15 protein-coding genes are annotated in these 20,119 nt (G+C 44.9%); 11 read left to right on the plus strand and 4 right to left on the minus strand.

Annotated elements, in window-relative coordinates; translation table 11 throughout:
* Nucleotides 1-21: 21 nt before the first annotated feature.
* On the minus strand, nucleotides 22-1,344 hold the full coding sequence (pepQ, locus tag ACHUFW_RS17770) for a Xaa-Pro dipeptidase (protein WP_394204900.1): 1,323 nt from the start codon (nucleotides 1,342-1,344) through the stop codon (nucleotides 22-24).
* 265 nt (nucleotides 1,345-1,609) lie between these two features.
* Between pepQ and fadB the strand changes: the two genes are divergently transcribed.
* The 6 genes from fadB (at nucleotide 1,610) to ACHUFW_RS17800 (ending at nucleotide 10,303) form a co-directional block, all read left to right on the plus strand.
* A complete protein-coding gene (gene fadB, locus ACHUFW_RS17775) occupies nucleotides 1,610-3,763 on the plus strand; it encodes a fatty acid oxidation complex subunit alpha FadB (protein ID WP_394204902.1) in 2,154 nt (717 codons plus the stop codon).
* A gap of 21 nt (nucleotides 3,764-3,784) precedes the next feature.
* Nucleotides 3,785-4,948, plus strand: a complete 1,164-nt coding sequence (gene fadA / locus ACHUFW_RS17780; RefSeq protein ID WP_394204904.1) for an acetyl-CoA C-acyltransferase FadA — start codon at nucleotides 3,785-3,787, stop codon at nucleotides 4,946-4,948.
* A gap of 126 nt (nucleotides 4,949-5,074) precedes the next feature.
* The gene (ybaK, locus tag ACHUFW_RS17785; RefSeq protein ID WP_394204906.1) at nucleotides 5,075-5,542 is read left to right on the plus strand and encodes a Cys-tRNA(Pro) deacylase; all 468 of its coding nucleotides are present in this window, start codon (nucleotides 5,075-5,077) and stop codon (nucleotides 5,540-5,542) included.
* Between the two features lie 124 nt (nucleotides 5,543-5,666).
* Entirely contained in the window at nucleotides 5,667-5,912 is a 246-nt protein-coding gene (gene tusA / locus ACHUFW_RS17790) for a sulfurtransferase TusA (protein WP_394204908.1), read from the plus strand.
* A gap of 120 nt (nucleotides 5,913-6,032) precedes the next feature.
* Nucleotides 6,033-6,467, plus strand: coding sequence for an MOSC domain-containing protein (locus tag ACHUFW_RS17795; RefSeq protein ID WP_394204909.1), 435 nt, complete (start codon nucleotides 6,033-6,035; stop codon nucleotides 6,465-6,467).
* Between the two features lie 650 nt (nucleotides 6,468-7,117).
* The gene (locus tag ACHUFW_RS17800) at nucleotides 7,118-10,303 is read left to right on the plus strand and encodes an amidohydrolase family protein (protein ID WP_394204911.1); all 3,186 of its coding nucleotides are present in this window, start codon (nucleotides 7,118-7,120) and stop codon (nucleotides 10,301-10,303) included.
* Between the two features lie 129 nt (nucleotides 10,304-10,432).
* Here the strand turns inward: ACHUFW_RS17800 and ACHUFW_RS17805 are convergent, their stop codons facing one another.
* The gene (locus ACHUFW_RS17805; RefSeq protein WP_394204913.1) at nucleotides 10,433-10,996 is read right to left on the minus strand and encodes a DNA-3-methyladenine glycosylase I; all 564 of its coding nucleotides are present in this window, start codon (nucleotides 10,994-10,996) and stop codon (nucleotides 10,433-10,435) included.
* A 107-nt stretch (nucleotides 10,997-11,103) separates the two neighbouring features.
* Here ACHUFW_RS17805 and glyQ point away from each other — a divergent pair, with 107 nt between their 5' ends.
* The 5 genes from glyQ (at nucleotide 11,104) to pxpA (ending at nucleotide 16,525) form a co-directional block, all read left to right on the plus strand.
* A complete protein-coding gene (gene glyQ / locus ACHUFW_RS17810; RefSeq protein WP_394204915.1) occupies nucleotides 11,104-12,009 on the plus strand; it encodes a glycine--tRNA ligase subunit alpha in 906 nt (301 codons plus the stop codon).
* An 11-nt stretch (nucleotides 12,010-12,020) separates the two neighbouring features.
* Complete coding sequence (gene glyS, locus ACHUFW_RS17815; RefSeq protein WP_394204917.1) at nucleotides 12,021-14,090, plus strand: glycine--tRNA ligase subunit beta; 2,070 nt, start codon at nucleotides 12,021-12,023, stop codon at nucleotides 14,088-14,090.
* Nucleotides 14,091-14,207: 117 nt separating this feature from the next.
* A complete protein-coding gene (gene pxpB, locus ACHUFW_RS17820) occupies nucleotides 14,208-14,885 on the plus strand; it encodes a 5-oxoprolinase subunit PxpB (protein ID WP_394204918.1) in 678 nt (225 codons plus the stop codon).
* The gene (locus ACHUFW_RS17825) at nucleotides 14,872-15,801 is read left to right on the plus strand and encodes a 5-oxoprolinase subunit C family protein (RefSeq protein ID WP_394204920.1); all 930 of its coding nucleotides are present in this window, start codon (nucleotides 14,872-14,874) and stop codon (nucleotides 15,799-15,801) included. Before pxpB ends, ACHUFW_RS17825 begins: the two co-directional genes overlap by 14 nt.
* Nucleotides 15,794-16,525, plus strand: a complete 732-nt coding sequence (pxpA, locus tag ACHUFW_RS17830; RefSeq protein WP_394204921.1) for a 5-oxoprolinase subunit PxpA — start codon at nucleotides 15,794-15,796, stop codon at nucleotides 16,523-16,525. The genes ACHUFW_RS17825 and pxpA overlap by 8 nt, the downstream gene beginning before the upstream one ends.
* 58 nt (nucleotides 16,526-16,583) lie before the next feature.
* Here the strand turns inward: pxpA and gyrB are convergent, their stop codons facing one another.
* Entirely contained in the window at nucleotides 16,584-19,001 is a 2,418-nt protein-coding gene (gene gyrB / locus ACHUFW_RS17835) for a DNA topoisomerase (ATP-hydrolyzing) subunit B (protein ID WP_394204923.1), read from the minus strand.
* 16 nt (nucleotides 19,002-19,017) lie between these two features.
* Nucleotides 19,018-20,100 carry a DNA replication/repair protein RecF gene (recF, locus tag ACHUFW_RS17840; RefSeq protein ID WP_394204925.1) on the minus strand — a complete coding sequence of 361 codons (1,083 nt, stop codon included), beginning with the start codon at nucleotides 20,098-20,100 and terminating at the stop codon, nucleotides 19,018-19,020.
* Nucleotides 20,101-20,119: the final 19 nt, after the last annotated feature.

Raw genomic sequence — 20,119 nt, forward strand, 5'->3', positions numbered from 1 at the left:
TCAATTGATAGGCCAACAGACCTAATCATTAAGCCCCAAATCTCGGGTCATATTTTCAACGCTATCGTGGTGCACTATCACATTATCTTCAATACGGATCCCGCCAAATGGGCGTAACTTATCAACCGTATCCCATAGCACCATTTGTTTACGGTGATCGGCCTTCAATGGTGCTAACAATGAATCAATAATATATAAACCCGGCTCAATGGTGAGCACTTGATTAACATCAAGGGTACGGGTACAGCGCAAAAATGGGTGAGCATCTGGTGGCGCGATATGTGTTCCACGCTCATCATGGAGAAAGCCGCCCATGTCATGTACCTGTAAGCCCAGCATATGACCTAAACCATGGGGAAAGAATACCGACGTAACCCCTGATTCAATCAAGTCGGTTGTCGAGCCTGTCGCTAAATTGAAATCAATCAATACCTGCGCCAACTTATGATGAGTTGCAAGGTGTAAATCAACGTACTTCACACCCGGGCGCATCATGGCAATGATTTCCCGTTGCAAAACATCAATCGCGGTAATGAGTTCACCAAACAGGTTTTTCTCAAAAGCATAAGTACGAGTAATATCTGCTGCATACCCGTGGAAACTCGCGCCAGCATCAATCAAAAATGAGTGGCGTTCTGAAGGAGCCTGATGTGCTAATGCGGTATAGTGCAATATAGCTGCGTTTTCATTGAGCGCCACTATGTTGCCATAGGGCATCTGATTTTCACTCTGATCCGTAGCAGACAAATATTGCTGTTGAATCTCAAATTCATTAGCACCGGCATAAAATGCACTTTTTGCCGCTAAATGGCCTTTAACAGCAATCTGATTCGCCATGCGTAAACACTCAAGTTCATATTGTGTTTTACTTGCACGGTGAAAATGCAGGTAACTCATTACCGCTTCTGGGTTTCGGGATTTAAACCCAAGCACTTCAGCAACATCAATGTGCTCACCAATATAGGCCCATTGACTGACATCACTCGGCAACAAGTCGGCGACTTTGTCGGCTTTAGTTAATAACTTAATTTCAACTTGTTCGGTCCAGAACTCAGTAGGGACATCGGCTACTTTGTGCCAGAAATCTTCTGGACGATAAAAAATCAGCTGAGGCTTATCCGCTCCATTGACCAATAACCAACAATGGGGATTATCAATAACAGGTAACCAAGCTTTAAAATGTGGATTAACCTTAAACGGGTAGTCCATATCGTCCAAAAATTGCCGATGAGGCTGACCAGAGTGTATCACTAGGCCGGCGATATTCTCTCTCGCGCACACCTCGGCGACTCGACGATTCAACTCTGCGACATGTGCAGGATACAGTGCTGCTAAGTTTTCCATGGCTGGTTCCCTGTTTTAATTTTTATATGTCGGTACCGTTTTAGCTGTCATATTGATACCCAACTCAGTTTGCTAAAGTCTAACATAAAGGCGAATTTCTCGGCTAACACAAGAAAATTAAACAACCGTTTAAATTGGGTGTTGAAATTTTTTCAAATTCAACGCACACTGTCTGGCAACTGGTCAAATGATGGCCTGCTGTGAGAAAGCCTTACCCAAATATAATCATAAGCTGATTGGGTATCACGCAAAAAGGAAGCAAGCAATGATCTACCAAAGCCCTACCATTCAAGTTGAAATGCTTGAAAATAATATAGCTAAACTATGCTTTAACTCGCCCGGCTCAGTAAATAAGTTTGATCGAGAAACCTTAGACTCGCTCAACTCAGCCTTAGACAGCATTTTGGCTCAACAAAGCGAAATAAAAGCGGTATTAGTCACCTCAGCAAAAGACACTTTTATTGTAGGTGCAGATATCACTGAGTTCTTAGGTTTGTTTGCCCAAGAAGAGACTGTACTGCATGAATGGATCGTTGAAGCGAACAAGGTATTCAATAAACTTGAAGATCTACCTTTCCCAACGATTTCAGCGGTCAAAGGATTCGCTTTAGGCGGCGGTTGTGAAGCCGTGCTTGCTACTGACTTCCGAATTGCCGATACAAGTGCCCGCATCGGTCTTCCAGAAACAAAACTAGGATTAATTCCAGGCTTTGGCGGCACCGTTCGTTTACCAAGAGTCATCGGTGCTGATAACGCCCTTGAGTGGATAACAACCGGTAAAGAGCAACGTCCAGATAAAGCACTACAAGTAGGCGCAATTGATGCTGTTGTTGAGCCAGAAGCGCTAGAAGCAGCGGCAATTCAAATGCTAATCGACGCTCTATCGGGTCAGCTAGACTGGCAAGCTCGCCGCGCCAAAAAGCAAGTACCGCTAACCTTACCTAAACTTGAAGCGATGATGTCATTTGCCACTGCCAAAGGTATGGTATTCAAAGTTGCTGGCAAGCACTATCCTGCGCCAATGGCTGCCGTTGATGTTATTGAAAAAGCCGCCCAAGGCGATCGCAGCGATGCCCTACTCGTTGAGCATCAAGCTTTCATCAAATTGGCTAAAACAGAAGTAGCCCAATCTCTCATTGGTATTTTCTTAAATGACCAACTAGTAAAAGGAAAAGCGAAGAAAGCCAGTAAACAAGCACAAGCAGTAAACAATGCTGCGGTTCTAGGTGCAGGTATTATGGGTGGCGGCATCGCCTATCAAAGTGCTAGTAAAGGTACGCCGATTGTCATGAAAGATATCGCCCAACCTGCACTAGAACTTGGTCTAAATGAAGCATCTAAGCTGTTAGCTGCACAAATTAAACGTGGCCGCTCTACGCCAGCCAAAATGGCGAAGGTGTTAAACAACATCACAGCGACATTGGACTATAGCGCCATCAAGCAAGCCGATGTTGTTGTTGAAGCTGTGGTAGAACATCCTAAAGTTAAAGCGACCGTATTGGCTGAGGTTGAACAGCATGTGGCTGAAGACGCCATTATTACCTCTAACACTTCGACCATCTCAATTAACTTATTGGCTAAGAGCCTACAAAAGCCTGAACGTTTTTGTGGTATGCACTTCTTTAACCCGGTGCACAAAATGCCATTAGTAGAAGTCATCCGCGGTGAAAACAGCAGTGAAGAAACCATCGCTTCTGTGGTTGCCTATGCGAGTAAGATGGGCAAGACCCCTATCGTTGTTAATGACTGCCCAGGCTTCTTTGTTAACCGTGTTCTGTTCCCATATTTTGCCGGCTTCAGTGGTTTGCTTGCTGATGGTGCAGATTTCAAAGCCATTGATAAAGTGATGGAAAAACAGTTTGGCTGGCCAATGGGACCTGCTTACCTGTTAGATGTAGTCGGCTTGGATACCGGTCATCATGCACAAGCAGTAATGGCAGAAGGCTTCCCAGACCGTATGGGTAAAACAGGCAAAGATGCGATTGATGTGATGTTTGAAGCTGAGCGCTTCGGTCAGAAAAATGATAAGGGTTTCTACCAATATTCAATTGACCGCCGCGGTAAGCCTAAGAAAGAGTTGGATCCTGTCGCGTACGAATTACTTGGCAATGCCTTTGGTGAATTAAAAGAGTTCAGCAGTGAAGAAATCATTGCACGTACTATGATTCCAATGGTCATTGAAACTGTACGTTGTTTAGAAGAAGGCATCATTGCATCCCCAGCTGAGGCCGATATGGGACTGGTATATGGTTTAGGTTTCCCACCATTTAGAGGGGGCGTATTCCGCTATATCGATACCATGGGTGTAGCTAACTTCGTCGCATTAGCCGATAAATACGCTCACTTAGGTGGCCTCTATCAGGTTACAGATAAAATGCGCGAGCTCGCTAATAACAACGGTAGTTACTACCCAGCCTAACAGCCCAGAAGGATCACCAAAATGAAACAAGCAGTAATTGTAGATTGCATCCGTACTCCAATGGGCCGCTCAAAGGCCGGAGTATTTAGAAACGTACGTGCTGAGACATTATCAGCAGAGCTAATGAAAGCGCTACTGGTAAGAAACCCACAACTAGACCCAAATACCATTGAAGATGTGATTTGGGGCTGTGTGCAACAAACCTTAGAGCAAGGCTTTAACATTGCCCGTAACGCAGCACTTCTTGCTGGCATTCCTAAGCAAGCTGGCGCGGTAACGGTTAACCGTCTTTGTGGTTCCTCAATGGAAGCCATTCACCAAGCGGCTAGAGCAATTATGACGGGGATGGGCGACACGTTTATCGTCGGTGGTGTTGAACATATGGGTCATGTGCCGATGAATCACGGTGTGGACTTTCACCCTGGCCTTGCCAATAACGTTGCCAAAGCATCTGGAATGATGGGACTCACCGCTGAGATGCTTGGAAAGATGCATGGTATTACCCGTCAGCAACAAGATGAGTTTGCCGTTCGCTCTCACCAGCGTGCTCACGCAGCCACTGTTGAAGGCCGCTTTGCTAATGAAATTCATGCCATTGAAGGTCATGACGCAAATGGCGCACTGATTAAGGTTGCCCATGACGAAGTCATTCGCCCAGAAACATCGCTAGAGTCACTTGCTGGACTACGCCCAGTGTTTGACCCAGCCAACGGTACGGTCACAGCCGGTACATCCTCTGCGTTATCAGATGGCGCTTCAGCCATGTTAGTCATGGAAGAAGAGAAAGCCAAAGCGCTAGGGTTACCAATTCGTGCGCGAATTCGCTCTATGGCGGTTGCAGGTTGTGATGCTGCAATTATGGGTTATGGTCCTGTTCCTGCGACGCAAAAAGCACTACAGCGTGCTGGACTCAGCGTGGCAGATCTCGATGTGATTGAACTCAACGAAGCCTTTGCAGCGCAATCATTACCTTGTGTGAAAGATTTAGGTTTGTTGGATGTTGTCGATGAGAAGATCAATCTAAACGGCGGCGCAATTGCCCTTGGTCATCCACTAGGCTGCTCTGGCGCACGTATCTCTACGACCCTAATTAACCTGATGGAAAGTAAAGATGCAACCTTAGGTCTAGCAACAATGTGTATAGGTCTAGGTCAAGGTATCGCAACGGTATTTGAAAGAACTTAAGCGTTAGTAAGTTTTGAATAAGGGTGCCATAAAGGCACCCTTTTTTCTTGCTTAAGGTTAATGTTTCACGTGAAACATCGGCAATGATATGATCAGTCTACTCTGTATTTGCTCAGGCCAGAATTTATGACCCCCGCTATAGACTATTTAACACGTGCGAAAGTAAAGTTCGATATCCATAGTTATCAGCACGATGAAACAGCCAAATCATATGGCCTTGAAGCAGCCGAAAAACTCAATCTTGATGTCAGTTGTGTTTTTAAAACCTTAGTCGTACAACTCGATAGTGGTACTTTGGCAGTAGCCATTATTCCTGTACACCGTAAACTCAACCTCAAAGCGATAGCGAAAATTCTAGCAACTAAGAAAGTCACCATGGCGCCAGCACCACAGGTTTTACGCTCTACTGGCTATGTGCTTGGAGGTGTGAGTCCGTTAGGACAAAAGAAACAACTCACAACAGTATTAGATGCAAGTGCCATTGAACAACAGACGATTTATGTCAGTGGTGGAAAGCGAGGCCTGGACATCAGTTTGTCGCCAACAGATTTAGTTAAATTAACTCGAGCAAAGACAGCAGAAATAGCAAACTAAACCCGATGTTTCACGTGAAACATGTTAAACGACCTATCTCACAAAAGTTGTGATGACGCTTGGATTAGCGCTTGCTCTCGCGTAATATTAGCCACTTCTGTTACACCCACCAAGGTTCGTAAGTATGACCGATCAATTTTCTCAAGCGCAGCACCAATTAGATGCTTTAGGTTTACGTTGTCCAGAACCTGTAATGATGGTGCGCAAATCAGTGAGAAAAATGGCTGACGGCGAAACACTGTTGATAATTGCCGATGATCCAGCAACAACCAGAGATATCCCAAGCTTCTGCGAATTCATGGACCATACCTTAGTTGCTAGCCAAACAGAAGCTACCCCCTACCAATACCTGATAAAGAAAGGGCTTTAATCAGGATTTAAGTTGCTGATAGCATTCGCTATAGCCGACTCGTCACTACACCTTTAGCCCTATTGCCAGTTACGATTCCGAGGTTTACACTGAGGTCAACTGAGTAAAAGGAGAGCTACCATGGCAAGTCTGTTAGGCATCAGCAATAAGACCGTAAAAAAAGGCCCCATGCTTGAAACAAATAGTGCACTCGTCACTACCGCATCGGGCGTTGCGCAGGATATATTTGGTCGCCCCGGAAAACGACAAGTCACTGTGATGTCAGTAGAGCAATGGCAACTCGCCTGCGACAGTATTCAAGTCGAACTACCATGGACAACACGACGAGCAAACTTGCTGGTCGAAGGTCTCAGTTTTAGCCAGCAAGATTTAGGTAAAACCTTAAAGATTGGCGATCTACAATTATTGATTACCGGCGAAACCGATCCTTGCAAAAAAATGGAAATAGCCCAGCCTGGACTAGAAAAAGCCCTGCAGCCTGACTGGCGCGGCGGCGTAACTTGTCGGGTAATAAACGATGCCACTATCACCATTGGTGACACAGTCAGTTTATAAATCCCACCTTTATAATCAATGCAACAAGCAGCCTTAGAGCTGCTTTTTTTTATTAATACCAATCGGTATAAAGATGTGATCGCTCAGCGAAAATTAGCGCTTCTGAGACAAGGTCATTAAATGCTCCTCGGTAACTGCTCCTGCGGTACTCTACCTCCTATATCCCTATCGTCGTGCATTAATGACATTCACCACATCTGACCTCCAGGGATGGAGGAAATGTCTTATGACTGTCTGGAACAGTCCAGACCATGTGGTTTGCAACGAATGAAGGGCATAGTGACTCTACGTTCAAGTTCGTTTACACAGTATCAGAAGCGCTAAAACTCGCCCTTTGGGAGCTTTTTGGGCTGCCTACTTCTTCGTTGAATAACTTCTCAATAGAACCATTACTTAAATTATTCGTCTCGAACTCGTTAGCCAAAAATAGCTCTGAGTAGATCACTTTCTTATGCCGATTGGTATAAAGTAATGTAACAGAATAGTTGTTTTCCTGCTGCCGAAATTATGCGATAAATAACCCCTAGTCACAGGGCTCATTCAGTTGCGTAGTTTTGATTTCCATCGACTAACCAGCAAGAAACTCTAGGGAGCCTGCGTACCACTCACAGGTACCAATACAATTATAAAAACAACTAGCAGGGAAAAACATGCTAAAACAAAAACTCACACCGCTTTGCGCTGCAATAGCTTTAAGCTTAAGCAGTGCCGCCTATGCTGATTCGTCAACGACGGACTCACCAAAATGGCAAGTTAATGCACCTCAAGATGCCCCACTACAACAAGTCAGTGTCGATGTTACTGAAGGAACATGGATGAATGTCAGCGCTAGTCCCGATGGCAAACACATCGTGTTTGACTTACTGGGTGACATTTATAAGATGCCAATATCAGGTGGCGAAGCTAAGCCCCTTGCCAGCGGAATTGCTTGGCAAATGCAACCTGTGTATAGCCCAGATGGCAAGTACATTGCCTTCACCTCTGATGAAGATGGTGGTGATAACATTTGGATTATGGAAGCAGACGGCAGTAACCCTCGCCCAGTGACTGAGGAAACATTCCGCCTTCTTAACAGTCCTGCATGGAGTCCAGATTCACAATATCTTGTGGCACGCAAGCACTTCACTGGTAGTCGTAGTCTAGGAGCTGGTGAAGTCTGGTTATACCATGTAGCTGGTGGCGACGGAGTAAAACTGACTGAGCGCCCCAATGAGCAGAAAGACCTCGGTGAACCCGCCTACTCTCCTGATGGCCGTTATATTTACTTTAGCCAAGATGCTACACCAGGAAAAACCTTTCATTACTCAAAGGACTCGGTAAAAGGTATCTACAAAATTAAGCGCTACGATACCCAAACTGGCGATATCGAAGTACTTATTGAAGGTACAGGTGGAGCAATTAGACCAACGCCTAGCCCTGACGGTAAAAAGCTTGCTTATATCAAGCGTGATGGTTTCCAGTCCACTCTCTACCTCCTTGACTTAAAGTCAGGCGCCACAGAAAAACTGTACGACAAGCTAGATCGTGACATGCAGGAAACCTGGGCCATTCATGGGGTTTATCCCACCATGAGTTGGACCGCAGACAATGAACAAATCGTATTCTGGGCAGGCGGTAAGATCAACAAGCTGGATGTTGAATCAAAGCAAGTCGAGAATATTCCTTTCGCTGTCAAAACCCAACGCGATGTCCAACCTTCTGTTCGCTTTACGCAAAACTTAGACAAAGATAAGTTTGACGTGAAGATGTTACGCATGGCGCAAGTATCACCCGATGGTAAAAAGGTTGTCTACGAAGCCTTAGGTAAACTATGGGTTAAGAGCCTGCCTGATGGTTCAGTAAAACGCCTTACACGACTCGATAGTGATTTACGTGAGCTCTACCCACAATGGTCAAGAGACGGTAAGCAATTGGTGTTTGCTACTTGGGATGACCAAGACCAAGGTAGTATTAGGGTAATGACGTTACGCAATAAGCGTGTCAAAACGCTTACCCAAGAGCCCGGTAAATATGTCGAACCCACCTTCTCTCCTGATGGTAAAACGGTGGTATACCGCAAAGCGAAAGGCGGTAATATTACTCCAACAACATGGTCTCAAGAGCCTGGCTTATATCGGGTTACGACCAAAGGCACAGATACCTTTAAGTTAACCTCAAAAGGATATCAGCCTCAATTTGGCGGAGATAATGAGCGCGTGTACTTTATGGATTATGGTGAAACGCCACAGTTATCGTCCATCAACATGCACGGCTTCCAACCTCAAGTACATTACACTAGCAAACACGCCACTGAGTTTCGTGTATCACCAGATGGTGAACATCTTGCTTTTGCCGAGCGCTTTAGAGTTTATGTAACCCCATTTGCCAAACATGGTGAAACGGTACAAATCGGACCAAAAGCCAGTAACTTGCCGGTCAGCCAATTAAGTACAAGAGCAGGTGAAAGTATCAGTTGGAATAACAAGAGTAACCAACTGTACTGGACTTTAGGCCCTGAACTTTATCAGGTTGCTGTAGACACCAATTACCAAGCACAAGCTGACAAAGCTGCGCCTCAAATCACTGAAATTGGTTTTAGCCAAGATGCAGATGTTCCACGTGGAACAGTTGCTTTTGTTGGCGGCCAAGTTATCACCATGGAACAAGATAAAGTTATCAACAATGGCGTTGTCGTTGTTAAAGATAACAAAATTATTGCTGTGGGTGATGCAGCCACTGACATTCCAAGCGATGCCAAGGTTATCGACATTAAAGGCAAAACCATCATGCCTGGCTTGTTCGACGCTCATGCTCATGGCGCTCAAGGTGATGATGAAATCATCCCACAGCAAAACTGGCAACTCTATTCGAACTTATCCTTAGGTGTCACGGCTATTCATGATCCATCTAACGATACCACCGAAATCTTCGCGGCTGCAGAGCAACAAAAAGCCGGCAATATTGTAGGACCACGTATTTTCTCTACTGGTACTATTCTATATGGCGCGAATGCCCCAGGTTATACCTCGCATATCGACTCATTAGATGATGCGAAATTCCACTTAGAGCGTTTGAAAAAAGTGGGCGCGTTTAGCGTTAAAAGCTATAACCAACCTCGACGCAATCAACGTCAACAAGTGATCACCGCCGCCAGAGAATTGGAGATGATGGTTGTACCTGAAGGTGGTAGTTTGCTGCAACATAACCTCACTATGATTGCTGACGGCCATACAACCATCGAGCACTCTCTACCAACGGGCGTCATCTACGAGGATATCAAGCAGTTCTGGAGTCAAACTGAAGTCGCTTACACTCCGACATTGGTCGTCGCCTATGGCGGTATTTCAGGTGAAAACTATTGGTATGATAAAACCGATGTTTGGGCTCACCCTCGTTTGTCTATGTATGTACCAAGTGACAGACTAGAAGCTCGTTCAATGCGTCGCCCTAAAGCACCAGATGCTCACTACAACCATTTCAATGTTGCTCGTGTTGCTAACGAAATGAATGAGCTGGGAATCAAACCTAACATAGGAGCCCATGGCCAACGTGAAGGTTTAGCTGCACATTGGGAAATGTGGATGTTTGCTCAAGGTGGCATGAGCAACCTTGAAGTATTGAAAACAGCCACTATCAACCCAGCCAAAACATTCGGTATGGATCACCAAATCGGTTCACTTAAAGCGGGCAAACTTGCCGACCTTATTGTGATTGATGGTGACCCACTCACAGACATACGCCAAACTGATCGGGTTACATACACTATGGTCAACGGCAAGCTTTATGATGCAGAATCGATGAATGAGCTTAATGGCGACGAAAAACAACGTAAAAAGTTTTTCTTTGAATCAGAGTAACCCTAAGCAAATTTTGATTTGAGAAAAATTATTTTTTGATCGAATTTTCAAGGTTAAATAAAAAGGCATGTTCCACGTGGAACATGCCTTTTTTACGATGAAAAGAGTATTATCTACCTATCGAAAAATCTAATTACTATTGTAACAAAAACAATCGGTTGTATGATCATTAACCATACCTACCGCCTGCATAAACGCATAACAGATAGTTGGCCCAACAAAATTAAATCCAGCTTTTTTAAGCGCTTTTGACATCGCTTCCGATTCTGCAGTCTGCGCTGGCACTTCGGCCATCGATGTAAACTCATTCTTAATCGGTTTACCGCCTACGAAGCTCCATAAAAACTCACTGAAATCGACACCTTGCTTTTCTAACTCAATAAAAGCGCGAGCATTACCAATAATAGAATTTACCTTCAGCCGATTACGAACAATGCCTGGATTTTGCATCAAGCTTTCAACTTTCTCTTCATCATATGTGGCAATAACATAAGGGTCAAATTGTGCAAACGCTGCTTCGTAATTTTGCTGTTTCTTTAGGATAGTTATCCAAGATAACCCCGCTTGCTGTCCATCTAAACACAGCTTAGCAAACAGCTCCTGCTTATCGTAAACCGGCTTACCCCATACATTGTCATGGTAGGCTTGATAAATTGGGTCATTGCCAACCCAAGCACATCGCGTAATATCCATCAGAAAATCCAGTTTTTTCACTATAGAGTTAGAAAATAACCTACATAAGCGTAATTCTACAAGGTATAATCGAAACCATTTTCTATCACCAGCCGACAGTAGTAGACATGACGACGAAACACGATATTAAAACGTTCCAGGGTTTTATCTTAACCCTACAGGAATATTGGGCGCAGCAAGGTTGCGCAATTGTTCAACCACTGGATATGGAAGTCGGCGCGGGCACTTTTCACCCAATGACTTTTCTTCGCTCTCTAGGCCCGGAGCCAATGAGCAGTGCTTACGTGCAACCATGCCGTCGTCCTACTGATGGTCGTTATGGTGATAACCCGAACCGCTTGCAACACTATTATCAATTCCAAGTGGTATTAAAGCCTTCTCCTTCTAACATTCAAGAGTTGTACCTTGGCTCATTAGAAGCCCTTGGGGTCGATATGGGTGTCCACGATGTACGCTTCGTAGAAGATAACTGGGAATCTCCAACCTTAGGTGCATGGGGACTAGGTTGGGAAGTGTGGCTAAACGGTATGGAAGTGTCGCAATTTACTTACTTTCAACAAGTTGGCGGACTGGAGTGTAGCCCTGTTACAGGCGAAATCACATACGGCCTAGAACGTTTGGCGATGTACATTCAAGAAGTTGATAGTGTTTACGACTTAGTATGGACTGATGGCCCTATGGGCAAAATCATGTACGGCGATATTTTCCATCAAAATGAAGTGGAACAGTCAACGTATAACTTCGAACACGCCAATGTTGAAGTCCTTTTCAAACAGTTTGAAGACTGTGAAAAAGCTTGTAATGAGCTACTAGCGCTAGAAACACCATTGCCATTACCTGCCTATGAACAAGTGATGAAAGCTTCCCATGCATTTAATTTACTTGATGCACGCCACGCTATCTCTGTGACTGAGCGCCAGCGTTATATTCTTCGCGTCAGAACCATGGCTAAAGCCGTTGCTGAATCCTATTATCAAGCGCGTGAAGCTCTAGGCTTCCCAATGTGTAAGTAGAGGTACCCATAATGAAATTTGAAAACTTACTCATTGAAGTAGGCACTGAAGAACTACCACCAAAAGCGCTAAGAAACTTAGCTGAATCTTTCCTGGCTAATTTTAGTGATGAACTGAACAAAGCAGAGTTGAGCTTTGAAGCTGCCCATTGGTATGCCGCCCCTCGCCGCTTGGCGATTAAAGTTGACCAGTTAGTGGTTGCACAAGCCGATAAAGTCGTCGAAAAACGCGGACCTGCTGTAGCACAAGCTTTTGACGCTGATGGTAACCCAACCAAAGCGGCAATGGGCTGGGCACGAGGTAACGGCATCTCGGTTGAGCAGGCAGAACGCTTAGTCACCGACAAAGGCGAATGGCTACTCCACAAGGCTAAGGTCGTGGGCGTTGAAACCCAGAGTCTAGTTGCTGAGATGGCCAAACGTGCTCTCGATAAACTCCCTATTCCTAAACCTATGCGTTGGGGTAGCAGCAAAACCCAGTTCATTCGTCCAGTACACACAGTAACAATGCTGTTTGGCAGCGAGCTTATCGGAGGTGAGTTACTTGGTGTCAAATCAGCAAGAACCATTCGTGGCCACCGTTTTATGGGTGTCGACACCTTTGAATTAGACCATGCAGACAACTACCTTGAGTCGCTAAAAGAGCAAGGCAAGGTAATTGCCGATTATGAAGCGCGTAAGCGTTTAATTAAAGCGGATGCTCAGGCTGTTGCTTCAAAAATTGGTGGCGTAGCTGAACTGGAAGATGACCTTTTAGAAGAAGTCGCTTCACTCGTAGAATGGCCAGTGGTGCTATCAGCAAACTTTGAAGAAAAGTTTCTTGATGTACCCGCAGAAGCCTTGGTTTATACCATGAAAGGCGATCAAAAATACTTCCCAGTGTTTGATACTAATGGGGCTCTTTTACCGCACTTTATTTTTGTTACCAACATTGAGTCTAAGGACCCACAACAAATTATTGCCGGTAACGAAAAAGTGGTTCGCCCTCGCCTAGCTGATGCAGAGTTCTTCTTTAAAACAGACAAAAAAGACAGCTTAGAATCACGCCTAAACAGCCTTGAAACTGTGGTATTCCAAAAGCAACTTGGCACCATTAAGCAACGTGTTGAGCGCATTTCTACTTTAGCGAGCTTTATCGCTAACAGCATTGGCGCAAACCAAGAACAAGCTGCCCGTGCTGGTTTGCTGTCAAAATCAGATCTGATGACCAATATGGTTATGGAGTTCACCGACCTTCAGGGCACCATGGGCATGCACTACGCACGCTTAAACGGTGAAGCTGAATCTGTCGCTGTCGCACTTGCTGAGCAATACAAGCCGAAATTCTCTGGTGACACTGTGCCAACAGCACCTATTTCAGTGTGTGTTGCTTTGGCAGAGAAGCTAGACACTTTGGTGGGTATCTTTGGTATTGGCCAAGCCCCTAAAGGCGCAGCTGATCCTTTTGCACTTCGACGCGCCGCTATTGGTGTACTTCGTATCTGCCTAGAGAATAACTTACCGCTTGATTTAGTTGACTTAATCGCTGAGGCTCAAGCATTGCATGGTGACAATCTCACCAATGCAGATGTGGCAGAGCAAGTGCTTGAATTCTTCATGGGCCGTTTCAGAGCTTGGTACCAAGATCAGGATGTCAGCGTTGATGTTATTCTTGCTGTTTTAGCTCGTCGCCCAACAGCCCCTGCTGACTTTGAAAGCCGCATTAAAGCCGTTGCTCACTTTAGAACATTAGAGCAAGCAACTGCGTTGGCCGCAGCAAATAAACGGGTGTCGAATATTCTTGCTAAAGTTGACGGTGAATTGCCATCAACAATTAACGACAGCTTACTACAAGAATCAGCAGAACAAGCATTAGCTGCACAACTTGCAGAACTGGCGCCGCAATTAGCACCGCTTTTCGCCGCAGCAGAATACCAGCAAGCCCTGCAATTGCTCGCTGGATTGCGTGACACCGTTGATACTTTCTTCGAAGATGTCATGGTTATGGCTGATGATGAGGCCTTAAAGCAGAACCGTTTGGCATTGCTAGCAAGTTTACGTGAGCAGTTCCTGCATGTAGCTGATATTTCATTGCTACAATAACTTGTATCACCTCATAAAAATGCACCTTCGGGTGCATTTTTTGTTGCTACTAATGGTTGTTTTTCTCTAGCAGTCACTCCAAACTAATTACCACCATCTTTAAAAAGAGAATGCCCCTTGGGTAACCCGATTGTTTATCGCCTTGGTGAACGCGCCTTAGTGCTTGATCCAGCGCCTTCATTGCCTATTGATATCGAAAAGCAACGTAAATTGTGCTGGCTAGCAACACAATGTCGAGCCGCCAAAGAAGTCGAGTCCGCCATACCAGGTATGAATAACCTTACCCTGATCTGCAAAAGCTCAGCTACTGTAAACTACTGGCTGCAACATCTTGCTAATTTATGGCAACAAGCAGAAACCGAAAGCTTATCAACTAACCATCACGTTATCGAAGTGAAATATGGCGGTCAGTACGGTATCGATCTCGATGCTGTAGCCCGTTTACATCAATTATCGACTCAAGAAGTCATTGAGATTCATAGCGCCGCCAATTATCAGGTGTGCTTTTTAGGCTTCATGCCTGGTTTCGCCTATTTAACCGGCCTAGATAGCCGCATTATGACTCCTAGGCTCGCAACACCGCGCTCCAAAGTTCCAGCTGGAAGTGTGGCGATAGGGGGAGAACAGACCGGCATCTATCCATCTGACAGTCCCGGAGGTTGGCAAATAATCGGCCACAGTGATGTCACTCTGTTTGACCCTAACGCCGCGTCTCCTAGCCTATTGCAACCCGGCGATACCTTATCTTTTACCGCAATCAAACACAGCTCCGGGAGCATACATGCTGCAAATTGATGAGGTTATCGGCCTAGCCAGTGTCCAAGATTTGGGGCGAATTGGTTTCGGCCATTTAGGCGTCGCTCAATGTGGTGCCCAAGACAAACCAGCACTATTACTGGCTAACAAGTTACTGCAAAACCAAGATAACACCGCAGCCATTGAGTTTAGCTCGCGGTTAGTAGTGACCTTTAACCAAGATTGTTGGTTTAGCATTTGTGGCGCACCATTTATCGCCAATATTGGTGAGCGCACCATTTGGCATGGGTGGCGTAATAAAGCTTATCAAGGTGAAACCCTGACAATAAATGGCCCCAAAAACGGCTGTTTTGGCTACTTAGCCATTGCTGGAGGCTTTAAGCTACCTCATGTAATGGCAAGTTCAAGTACCGATATAAATAATGGTTTTGGTGGTTTCCAGGGACGCGTCTTACAAGCAGGTGATCAACTAGCTATTCACACGACCAGCGAGACAATCACTAAACCCGTTGGTGCTGTCATCAGAGAAAACAATCAGCTAATTAGAGTGCTGCCTGGTCCAGAGTTACAGCACTTTACCAATGAAAGTCGTAAAGCGTTTTGGCAGCAACAATGGCAAGTTAGTACACCGAGCAATCGAATGGGATACCGACTAAGCGGAACAGCACTAGTCACACATAAGCCAATAGAAATGCGCTCTCATGGTGTGCTTCCAGGCGTAGTGCAAGTACCGCCAAGTGGTGAGCCTATTGTATTGATGGCCGATGCACAAACAACCGGTGGTTACCCACGAATTGCGACGGTTATCGAAGCTGATTTATGGAAACTAGCACAAACTCAGGTGGGTAAAACCATCCAGTTTGAACACGTGAGTCCAGCGCAAGCCAATGAAGCTAATGAAGAATGGCAACGATACTTTTATCGATTACAAAGGGCGATGGGTCACCATGACTAAGGCAAATTACCTGATTGATATTAACGCTGATCTGGGCGAAGGGTTCAACTTTGACCAGCAGTTAATGGCATTAATCACCTCGGCCAACATAGCTTGTGGTGGACATGCTGGTGATACCACCAGCATGCGCCAAACGGTAAAATGGGCTAAAGATTACGGTGTACGTATCGGTGCTCACCCAAGCTACCCTGACAAAGTAAACTTCGGTCGTCAGGCTGTACAACTAACAAAATCAGCACTAACCGCTTCACTCACCGAGCAGATCACCGATCTTATAAAAGTTTGTGATGAGCTAGACTGCCAGCTTGAATACATCAAACCCCATGGCGCGCTCTACAACAAGGTTGCCGTGGATACCACTGAAGCCTCAGTGTTAATCAACACCATAAAATCGATAAACCCTAAACTGGCATTAATGACATTAGCGGGCAGTCCTTTAGTTGACTTAGCGAAGCAACATAATATTGAAGTAATTGAAGAAGCTTTTGCCGATAGACGTTATTTAGCAACTGGCCAATTGAGCCCGCGCAGTCAACAAGGGGCAGTGATAGAAGATGTCGAACAAGTACTAGCCCAAGCCATGGCTATCGCCCGTGGCCAAGCTATCGCCACCCTTGATAATCACACTTATCAGATCAACGCACAATCACTCTGTCTTCATGGCGATAACCAACATGCACTGTGCAGTGCAAGGTTAATTTGCCAACATCTTCGCCCTAAATAGTTGATACAAAAAAGCCCCAGACTAAGCTGAGGCTTTTTAAGCGCGAGCGCTACCTACACTATACGTCTAAGTTAGCAACGTTAAGTGCATTTGACTCGATAAAGTCGCGACGAGGCTCAACTTGATCTCCCATCAAACAGGTAAACAGTTGATCAGCGGCGATAGCGTCTTCAATGGTTACTTTCAACATGCGACGCGACTCAGGATCCATCGTAGTTTCCCACAGCTGCTCAGGGTTCATCTCACCCAATCCTTTATAGCGTTGGATGTAAAGACCACGTTTAGAGTCGTTCATTAACCAGTTTAGCGCTTCAACGAAAGAAGAAACTTCTTTCACTCGTTCGCCACGCTTAACGTAACCACCCTCTTCAATCAAACCATCGAGTGCTGCTGACAGTTTTGTCATGCGCTCATAATCGCTAGAGTTGAGGAAGTCATAAGAGAATAGGTAGTGAGTATCAATACCGTGTTTACGAATAGTCACTTTAGGCAAATAAACCTGACGCTCAGCATCAAGGAACGGTTCTGCGCTAAAGATAAAGCCGCCTGATTCAACTTCTGTCAACGCAGCAACATAATTATCGCACCACTGTTTAACTTTAGCTTCATCAGCCATCAACTCATTGGTCAATGCTGGCTGATACAACATACGCTCAGTCAACATGAGTGGGAAACGTTGTTCTAGTCGTTCAAAAATCGCTTCAACTTCACGGTACTGGTATACCAACTTCTCTAATGGTGCACCTGACATTGCTGGCGCATCTTGCGACGCATGAATTTCACCACCATCTAACGCTAAGTTTGTTAGGTATTCAGTTAACGCAGGATCATCTTTTAAATACTGTTCCTGCTTACCTTTCTTCACTTTATAAAGTGGAGGCTGAGCAATATACACAAAACCACGTTCAATCAGTTCAGGCATTTGACGGAAGAAGAAGGTCAACAGCAAAGTACGAATGTGCGAGCCGTCGACGTCCGCATCGGTCATGATAACGATGTTGTGATAACGAGTTTTATCAGGATCATATTCATCGCGACCGATACCACAGCCCAGTGCGGTGATCAGTGTAGCCACTTCTTGTGACGATAACATTTTATCGAAACGGGCTTTTTCAACATTCAAGATCTTACCTTTAAGTGGCAAAATCGCTTGGTTTTTACGATTACGACCCTGCTTAGCACTACCGCCCGCAGAGTCACCCTCCACTATGTAAATTTCAGATAATGCAGGATCTTTCTCTTGGCAATCAGCTAGCTTACCTGGCAAACCACCTAAATCTAGCGCACCTTTACGACGTGTCATTTCACGGGCTTTACGAGCCGCTTCACGTGCTCGGGCAGCATCAATGATTTTGCCAACAATCAACTTAGCTTCAACAGGGTTTTCTAGTAGGTAATCACCTAACTTCTCACCCATTGTTTGCTCAACCGCTGACTTAACTTCACTAGAAACCAATTTGTCTTTGGTTTGTGAGCTAAATTTAGGATCAGGTACTTTAACCGAGATAACCGCAGTTAAGCCTTCACGAGCATCATCACCAGTTGCGTTGGTTTTGCCTTTCTTATTGAAGCCTTCACGCTCCATATAAGCGTTTAGGTTACGGGTTAGCGCACTACGGAAGCCCGCCAAGTGCGTACCACCATCGCGCTGAGGAATGTTGTTAGTAAAACAGAAGATATTTTCTTGGAAGCCGTCATTCCACTGCATCGCCACTTCAACCGTAATACCATCATCACGTTCTTGGTTAAAGTGGAAAATTTCTTTATTCACAGAGGTTTTGTTTACGTTTAAGTATTCAACAAAGGCACTAATACCACCGTCATACTTAAAAAACTCATCTTTGTTATCACGCTCGTCAACAAGACGAATACCCACACCTGAGTTTAGGAACGATAACTCACGAACACGCTTTGCTAAAATATCAAAGTGGAACATGGTATCAGAGAAGGTCTCATGGCTAGGCCAGAAACGGATAACCGTACCAGTAGTTGTTGAGTCACCTACTGGTTTAATCGGCTCTTGTGGCTCACCCATGGTGTAAAACTGCTCGTAGATTTTACCATCACGGCGAATCGTCAACTGCAGCTTTTCAGATAGGGCGTTTACTACTGAAACACCGACTCCGTGCAAACCACCGGATACTTTATAGGAGTTGTCATCAAACTTACCACCGGCATGCAATACGGTCATAATCACTTCTGCAGCAGACACACCTTCTTCAGGGTGAATAGCAACAGGGATACCACGACCATCATCTGACACTGACACTGAGTTATCGGCATGAATGGTAATGGTGATATCACTACAATGACCAGCTAATGCTTCATCGATAGAGTTATCGACCACTTCGAATACCATGTGATGCAGACCCGTACCATCGTCGGTGTCACCAATATACATCCCCGGTCTCTTTCTTACCGCATCAAGGCCTTTAAGTACCTTAATGCTCGAAGAATCGTAACTATTCTCTGACATATTATTCTCTCGTCGATTATTCAATTACCGTGACACGCCCATGTTCCACATGAAACACCTTTGTTGGCGGCGTATTCAACGAATCTACTATTGCTGCTGGTTCAATTGCCGTTACCAAGATCTGTGCACCAGTATCTGATAACTGTTGAAGTAACAATTGCCTGTGCTTTGCATCCAATTCCGATGGCAAATCATCCACCAGATAAATACTATTTTTATCTATTTGTTGTTTTAGCAACTTTCCCTGTGCGATACGCAGTGCACACACTAAGAGCTTTAACTGCCCGCGAGACAATGCATCCTGCACAGGTAGTGTTCCAACTCGTAACCTAAGGTCCGCTTTATGTGGTCCACTACTGGTATGTCCCGCTGCGAGATCTCGGGAATATTGCGCCTGTAATAACTGCTGATAATCAGTTTTACTGTCCCAGCCTCGCGTAAAGGAAACTTTAACATCTATTTGTGGTAAAAACTCTTCGATTATACCCTTAAGTCGTTCATTTAACGAGTCTACATATCGTTTTCTAATCTCAGTAACCGTTTGTGCATATCGCACCAACTCTTTGTCCCAAAATTGAATTTGCTCATAACTCGATTCATTCTTAAGTAGTTGATTTCTTTGTTTTAAAATTCGCTTAACATTCACCCACGCGTGATGAAAGCTATTGTCAGAATGAAACGCGCCCCAATCAATAAACTGGCGGCGTGATTTAGGGCCTTCAAAAAGCAAAGAAAAACTTTCTGGGGTGATCACTTGAATGGGTAAAGTCTCAGCTAATGTCGCCAGTCTTTTAACACGATCCCCGTTAATTTTAACTTCCGACTCACCGCTCCTTAAACGTCGAAAACCAATTTTATAATCCCGAGTATCATTAACTAAATTGGCAAACAAGGTGAGCTTATCTTGATGATTTTGGATCACTCGTTGCGATAAATGGCTACGAAAAGAACGCCCCATACCCAAGAAATAAACCGCTTCTAGAATACTCGTTTTACCGCTGCCATTGTGGCCATATATCAAATTGATTCCACTTCCAAGCTGTAGGCTAGCAGAATCGATATTACGAAAGGTTTCTATATGAAGACGAGTAAGACTCATTACATCTCGATACTAGTCA

This window comes from Shewanella waksmanii (genome assembly GCF_043643685.1).
In the GTDB taxonomy this organism is placed as follows: domain Bacteria; phylum Pseudomonadota; class Gammaproteobacteria; order Enterobacterales; family Shewanellaceae; genus Shewanella; species Shewanella waksmanii_A.